This window comes from Hymenobacter agri (assembly GCF_054778495.1).
In genome coordinates, this window is the sequence record NZ_BAAGZM010000239.1 from 1 (window position 1) to 6,111 (window position 6,111).

General features: G+C 60.9%; 7 protein-coding genes. 5 read left to right on the forward strand and 2 right to left on the reverse strand.

Translation table 11 applies throughout. The annotated features are described in order from the left end of the window. From ACYVDE_RS12640 to ACYVDE_RS12650, 3 genes are all read left to right on the forward strand, one after another. On the forward strand, window positions 1-423 hold a 423-nt coding region (locus ACYVDE_RS12640; protein ID WP_460501905.1), incomplete at its 5' end, for a leukotriene A4 hydrolase C-terminal domain-containing protein. 111 nt (window positions 424-534) lie between these two features. After that, entirely contained in the window at window positions 535-1,452 is a 918-nt protein-coding gene (locus ACYVDE_RS12645; protein WP_460501906.1) for a cyanophycinase, read from the forward strand. Between the two features lie 94 nt (window positions 1,453-1,546). Then, on the forward strand, window positions 1,547-2,533 hold the full coding sequence (locus tag ACYVDE_RS12650; RefSeq protein WP_460501907.1) for an aldo/keto reductase: 987 nt from the start codon (window positions 1,547-1,549) through the stop codon (window positions 2,531-2,533). A gap of 88 nt (window positions 2,534-2,621) precedes the next feature. Here ACYVDE_RS12650 and ACYVDE_RS12655 read toward each other — a convergent pair whose 3' ends face one another. Then, window positions 2,622-3,545: an isoaspartyl peptidase/L-asparaginase family protein gene (locus ACYVDE_RS12655; RefSeq protein ID WP_460501908.1), complete on the reverse strand. Its 924-nt coding sequence runs from the start codon at window positions 3,543-3,545 to the stop codon at window positions 2,622-2,624. Window positions 3,546-3,677: 132 nt separating this feature from the next. Between ACYVDE_RS12655 and ACYVDE_RS12660 the strand changes: the two genes are divergently transcribed. Then, a complete protein-coding gene (locus ACYVDE_RS12660; protein ID WP_460501909.1) occupies window positions 3,678-4,094 on the forward strand; it encodes a DUF3127 domain-containing protein in 417 nt (138 codons plus the stop codon). Window positions 4,095-4,177: 83 nt separating this feature from the next. Then, the gene (locus ACYVDE_RS12665) at window positions 4,178-4,807 is read left to right on the forward strand and encodes an AlbA family DNA-binding domain-containing protein (protein WP_460501910.1); all 630 of its coding nucleotides are present in this window, start codon (window positions 4,178-4,180) and stop codon (window positions 4,805-4,807) included. A 587-nt stretch (window positions 4,808-5,394) separates the two neighbouring features. Here ACYVDE_RS12665 and ACYVDE_RS12670 read toward each other — a convergent pair. Beyond that, the coding region (locus ACYVDE_RS12670; protein ID WP_460501911.1) for a DinB family protein at window positions 5,395-6,111 on the reverse strand (717 nt) is incomplete at its 5' end.

Sequence of the window (6,111 nt, forward strand, 5' to 3'; positions counted from 1 at the left end):
GGCCGGCTGGCGGGCGGCGCGGGGGCGGCCTCCCTCCTGCCGGGCATCGCGGGCTGGAGCAGCCACGAGTGGGTGCACTTCCTGAACAACCTGCCCACTACCCTCACCACCGAACAGCTGGCCGACCTAGACGCGGCGTTTGGCTTCACCAATTCCGGCAACGCCGAAATTCTCGCGGCCTGGTTTCCACACACGCTGCGGGCGGGCTACGCACCGGCCGACGCGGCCCTGACCAAATTTCTGCGGCATGTGGGGCGGCGCAAGTTTCTGGTGCCGCTGTACCGGGCGCTGCTGGCCACGCCCGATGGTCCGGCCCGGGCGCAAGCTATTTATCAGGAAGCACGGCCTAACTACCACTCGGTGGCCACCGGCACACTCGACGCGCTGCTGGCCGCGCCGCCTGCACCAACCGCGCCCCGATAATTTGCGGTTAGTTTCCCCATCCGGCCCGAACTTTGCCCCGGGCCTGGCTCCCACCCGGCCACCGCGCCGGGCCCCAGTCGTTTTGCTTCACTCCCTAACACCTGCTTTCCGTTGAAAACCATCATACCGCTTGGCAAGCTCATCGCCGTGGGCGGCAACGAGGATAAGGGCACGTACCCCAATCCGAGAACCCGTCGCAAGTATTACCTCAACTTTTTCGAGTTGGGCATCCTCAAGCGCATCGTGCTCGAAACCGGCAAGCTCGACCCGCGCATCGAAGTCATTACCACGGCGTCGATGATTCCGGAAGAAGTCGGACCAATCTACACCGGCTCGTTTGCGATGCTCAATTGCCTGAACGTGGGCATCATGGACATTCGCACGCCCGAAGATGCGCGGCAGCCCGAGTACCTGGAGCGCCTGATGGCGGCCGACGTCATCATGTTTTCGGGCGGCAACCAGTCGCGCCTGCGCGAGATGTTCGGCGAAACCGACTTCATGGACCGCATGATGCAGCGCTACTATGCTGAGCCCAACTTCGTGATTGCCGGCACCAGCGCCGGCGCCATGGCCATGTCACAGCACATGATTCGGGGCGGCTCGGTGCCGGATGCGCTGCTGAAAGGGGCCGTGAAGATGGGCGTGGGCCTGGGCCTCCTGCCCGCCGCCATCGTCGATTCGCACTTCGTGAAGCGGGGCCGGTTTGGCCGCCTCATCGAGTCGGTGGCGCTGCATCCCAAGCTCATTGGCATTGGCCTGGGCGAAGATACCGGCGTGCTCATCACCGAGGGCAATTGGGTCGAAACCATTGGTTCTAACCTGGTTATCATTCTCGACGGGCACGACATTCAGCACAACAACGCCGCTGCCGCCAAGAAAGGCACCGTGCTTTCCATCGAAAACGTGACCATGCACGTGCTGGCCAAAGGCAACGTGTACGACATGCGCGAGCGTAAATTTTATGTCAGCAAAGACGCGCTGCCCATCCGGGCAACGCCCACGATTACAACCGTGGCCGCCGCCGAATAACGCCACTGTTTTCTGCTACAAAGCCCGCTCATTCGACCAATGAGCGGGCTTTGCCGTTAACAAGACTTCTGTTCTTTCTTCAATCTCAAGCATCATGCAATACCGCAAACTTGGCAAAACCGGATTTTCCATCTCTGAAATCAGCCTCGGCACCTGGCAGGTGGGTGGCCGCTGGGGCGAGCCCTTCAGCCACGCCAACGCCGATAAAATCCTGAACGCCGCCGCCGATGCCGGCATCAACTTCATTGATACGGCCGACGTGTATGGCGACGGCGAAAGCGAAAAAGCCGTGGGCCGCTTGGTGCGCTCCCGCTCCGAGCGCATTTTCGTGGCCACCAAATGCGGCCGCCGCCTGCAGCCCCACACCGCCGAGGCCTACCAGCCCGCCGCCCTGCGTCAGTTCGTGGAAGACAGCCTGCGCAACATGCAGCTCGAAACCCTCGACCTCGTGCAGCTGCACTGCCCACCTACGGAAGTGTACTACCGCCCCGAAATTTTCGAGCTCTTCGACCGTCTTCGTGAGGAAGGCAAAATTCAGCACCTCGGCGTGAGTATCGAAAAAGTAGAAGAAGGCCTGAAAGCCATCGAGTTTCCGAACGTCACGACCGTGCAGGTCATCTTCAACATGTTTCGGCAGCGCCCGCCGGAGCTGCTTTTCAAAGAAGCCGCCCGGCGCGATGTGGGCCTCATTGTGCGGGTGCCGCTGGCCAGCGGCCTGCTCACGGGCAAGTTCTCGCCCCAAACCCACTTCGCGCCCGACGACCACCGCGCATTCAACCGCCACGGCGAAGCCTTCGATAAAGGCGAGACTTTTTCGGGAGTAGACTACCAAACCGGACTCGAAGCCGTGGCCGAATTGCAGGAAGCCCTCGGCCCTCAAGCTCCATTAGCCGCCCAGGCCCTGCGCTGGATTCTCATGTTCGACGAAGTGAGCTGCATCATCCCCGGTGCCTCCAGCCCCGAGCAGATTCTGGCCAACCTGAAAGCCGCCGAGTTGCCGGCCCTCTCGGCCGAGCAAATGCAGGCCGTGCGGGAGATTTACGACCGCCGCATCCGGCCGCTGGTGCATCAGCGCTGGTAGTTTTCGCTGAAGCAGAAAAGCAGAACGTCATGCTGAGCTGGTCGAAGCATGACGTTCTGCTTTTCATTCTTTTCTCCTCGTCCAGCAACTACTCCTTATATATAGCTACCCGCGCCGCCTCCCCTTCTCGGCGGCTGGCGCGGTACATGCCTTCGGAGTTGAACGGCAGCGTCACGTTGCCATCGGCGTCGATGGCGATGAGGCCGCCCTCGCCGCCCACCGGCGCGAGCTTGTCCTGCACCACGATGCGGGCAGCTTCTTCCAAGCTCAGGCCTTTGTACTCCATGAGGCAGGCCACGTCGTAGGCTGCCACCGCCCGAATAAAATACTCCCCGTTGCCGGTGCAGCTGATGGCGCAACGCGCATCGGCCCAGGTGCCGGCCCCGATGAGGGGCGTGTCGCCGATGCGGGAGTAGCGCTTGTTGGTCATGCCGCCGGTGCTGGTGGCGGCGGCCAGGTGGCCGTGCTGGTCGCGGGCCACGGCACCCACGGTACCTTTTTTCCAGTTGGGGTCGGCGGCGTGGTCGAGCTGCATTTTGCCGACGGCGATGGCGTCCTGCAGCTGGTCGAAGCGTTTTTGGGTGAAGAAGTACTCGGCCGGCTGCAGCGGCAGGCCGTATTCGCGTGCCAGCTCGTCGGCGCCGGGGTAGCCCAGCAGCACGTGCTCTGTTTTTTCCATCACCAGGCGGGCGGCCCGGATGGGGTTTTGCACTTGGCGCACGCCGGTTACGGCTCCGGCCAGCTTGGTGTGGCCGGCCATCAGGGCGGCATCCATTTCGTGGTGGCCGTCGTGGGTGAACACGGCCCCGCGCCCGGCGTTGAAGAGCGGGCAGTCTTCGAGGCTGCGCACGGTGGCTTCCACGGCATCGAGGGCAGCAGCTCCGTCGCGGAGCAGGTCGTGGCCGATGGTGAGGGCAGTTTCGAGGGCGGCGCGGTACTGCTGTTCGTCGGCGGGCGAGAGGGAGGCGCGGGCAATGGTGCCGGCACCGCCGTGGAGGGCGAGGGCGTACATATATATAAGGAGTAAAAAAGTCGGCAAAAAGGTGGCCGCAAAGGTAGCCGGATGGAACGGCGACGGGGCTGCTTGCGTTTTTTTTCGTAGGTTTGATGTTCAAGTTTATTACTACCAAAACACCCCATTTTTATGGCATACGACGTAACCGGCCGGCTGCACGAAATTTTTGACGAACAGCAGGTGAGCGAAAAGTTTCGCAAGCGCGAGTTCGTGCTGGAAGTACAGGACGGCCAGTATCCCGAGCATATTAAGTTTCAAATGGTTCAGGACAAAACCAGCCTCATCGACCCCTACAAAATGGGCGACGAAGTAAAGGTGACATTCAACCTGCGCGGCCGCGGCTTCAACAAAAACGGCCAGATGCTGTACTTCACCAACCTGGAGGCCTGGAAAATTGAGCCCGCTGGTGCTGCCAACTACGGCGGTGGCGGTGGTCAGCAGCAGTCGGCTCCCCGCCCCGCTGCTCAAAACCAGAACCCCACGCTGCGTGCCCAGCCTTCGGCTGCGCCCATCGCCAGCGACGACGACAACGACCTGCCCTTCTAGTTAGCTGTTAGCTGACAAATATTGAATGCCGCTTCTGTTCATCAGAAGCGGCATTTTTTATGGCCGCTTGCGTATACTAGGCCATGGATTTACACGAGCTGATAGCGCGGGGCGAGGGCGAGGAGCTGGAATTCAAGCAGAAAACCACGCACCCGCACCGTATTTCGCGCACGCTGGTGTCGCTGGCCAACACGCGTGGCGGCCAGGTACTGGTGGGGGTTGATGATGCCGGCCGGGTACTGGGCGTGCGCGATGCGGAGGAAGAGTTGTTCGTGCTGCGCGATGCGGCCGCGCACTACGTCGAGCCCCCGCTTACTAACCTGCGCTTCCGCGAAGTGGAAGACAACGCCGGCCGCACCGTCATCATCGTGACCGTGCCCGAGAGCACCGACAAGCCCCACCGCGCCCTCGTGGGCCCCGACGACTGGCGCGGCTACGTGCGCGTGCGCGACGCCAGCGTGCAAACCAGCGGCCTCACTGAGAAGCTACTGGAGCGCCAGCAACCCGAAGCCCGCTTCGAAAAAATCCCACTTAACAAACAGGAGCTCACGGTTATCGACTACCTCAAAACCCACCCGCGCATTACCCTGGCACAGTACATGAAGCTGGTCAACTTCGGCAAGCGCCGCGCGTACCAAACGCTGATAAAGCTGGTGCTGCACGGCTACATCCGCCACCACGATAAGGAGAAAGAGGTTTACTACACACTCTAGTTGTTGGCGGCAGTTTAAGCGTAGCGACAATTGCGGCCAGTACTAGTTTGGCTATGTTCGATGCCGTTCAAATGCTTTCGCCACGAGTTCGCGCAGTTGGTCGTACAACGGGCTCTTCAGTGTCGGGTCTAGGCCTTCGCCCCTGTACACAACTTCCACAAATCTATCGATATCAGCGGGTGGATTATGTATAATCCGCCTGCAGAGTGGTGGGGGCAAGCAAAAGCCCAGCTTTATGCAAGCCGCGGAGAGTAGTTGTTCTACTTCCGCTTCGCAAAGCTTTATTTCCATTTGAAAGCGTTGGTAAACGTAAACGCCTTCACAGTTTATTGAACTGGAAGGCGTTTGCATTATGTGACCAGAGAAAATTATTCCTGCTTGCGGGCGCGGGCAACTTTCTTCTCGTCTTTTTCCGCTTTCTTTTCCTTCATGGTTTTGGCGGGTTCTTTCTTTTTCTCTTTGCGGGCGTCCTGGGCTTTGGCCATGGTTGAAAAGAATTTTTAGTGAAGGGGAATTTTCAGGGATTTCAACGCGCGGGCGGGCCGTCGCGTTGTGTCGGGCGAAGGTAGCCGTTTTGGCGAAAACACCTACAAAATGGGCAAATACCGCTCGCGGATAATGTTGAGGTGGTGCCGCTCGTGGCCGGGGATGATGTAGAGCAGCGCCCGCACGGTGGCTGGGCCACCATTGGCGGTACCGCGTCGGCTCAGTTCCTCTTCACCAAAATGCTCAAACAGCGCCAGCGTGGCGGCGCGCACGGCATCGTACTCGGCCAGCAGGCTGGCGATGGCGCGGGCGTTCGCGTTGCTATTGGCCACGTAGTCGTCCTGCTCGAAGCCGCGCAAATCCTGGTCGTCGCCCCGGGCGAAACGCAGGGCGCGGTAGGCAAAAATGCGCTCAGAATCAATCTGATGCAGCAGCATTTCCTTCAGGCTCCATTTGCCATCGGCGTAAGGCTTTTCGGCCTGGGCCTCGCTCAGGCCCGCAAATACGGCGTGGATTTCCTGCGGCTGGGCGCGCAGGGCCGCGAGCGGGTCTTGGTCGGCCGGAATCTGGTTGATATAGCCTAGAGCGTAGGGCAGGTAATCGCCTTCGGTGGGACGGATGTGCGGCATTGCGTGAGGGATGGAGCGAGTGGAAGAGACGGTAGTAGCTACTGACGATGAAGAAGCCGCAATATCGGCCGCAGGCAGCACGAGCGGAACCACCGGGGCCGGCGCCGAAGCTGTGGGCAGCAAGATTTCGGGGGCCAGATGCGGGTCGAGCTGGCAGCGCACCACGGGCAGCGGAGCCGGCAGCGCGCT